Annotated in this window: 1 protein-coding gene; it reads left to right on the top strand. The window is 46.6% G+C overall.

Annotated elements, in window-relative coordinates:
• The coding region (locus ACTNES_RS20900) for a DEAD/DEAH box helicase family protein (protein ID WP_441040578.1) at nt 1–928 on the top strand (928 nt) is incomplete at both ends.

Genomic DNA, 928 nt, shown 5'->3' with positions numbered 1-928 from the left:
TCCATACACCAAGATATTATGTAGGGAGCAAGGTCAAAGTCCAGTATGCCGAAGTGACCGGACAATGGAATGTTATGGAAAAAAATGTGGACAGCTACGGAAATGCCCTTGTCACTTCCACTTATGGAACACAGAGAGCCAATGCCTACCGTCTTTTGGAAGATGCCTTAAACCTTAGAGATACCAAGATTTATGACACGGTACAGGATGCCGAGGGGGAACACCGGGAATTAAACCGGAAGGAAACAATGCTGGCACAGCAGAAGCAGGAGCTGATCAAAGAGGAATTTAAAGAGTGGATATTTAAAGACCTGCACCGACGGGAAGATCTCTGTAAGATTTATAATGAACGATTTAACAGCATCCGTCCACGGGAATATGATGGAAGCCATATTCAGTTTGTCGGCATGAATCCGGAGATCACTCTGATGCCGCACCAGAAAAACGCAGTGGCTCATGTGCTGTATGGAAATAACACCCTTCTGGCTCATTGCGTAGGAGCAGGGAAGACGTTCCAGATGATCGCAGCCGGTATGGAATCAAAACGGCTGGGACTCTCACAGAAGAATCTTTATGTTGTGCCAAACCATCTGACCGAGCAGTGGGGCAGTGATTTCCTACGTCTCTATCCGGGAGCAAATATCCTGGTGGCAACAAAGAAGGACTTTGAGCCGGCAAACCGAAAACGTTTCTGTTCCCGTATTGCGACAGGAGATTATGATGCCGTGATCATTGGACATACACAGTTTGAGAAAATCCCCCTTTCAAGGGAACGGCAGATTGCCATGCTGGAAGATCAGATCGCAGATATTACGTTTTCCATTGAAGAAGCGGCACATCAGGCAGGACAGAATTATACCATCAAGCAGTTGGAAAAAACAAAGAAGAGTCTGCAGGCGAGGATGAAGAAACTCAATGACCAGACCAG

It is taken from the genome of Blautia sp. HCP3S3_D9 (genome assembly GCF_052063845.1).
Taxonomy (GTDB): domain Bacteria; phylum Bacillota; class Clostridia; order Lachnospirales; family Lachnospiraceae; genus Blautia_A.
Note: the sequence above shows the minus strand (reverse complement) of the source record. Positions and strands in the feature narration are given on the sequence as shown.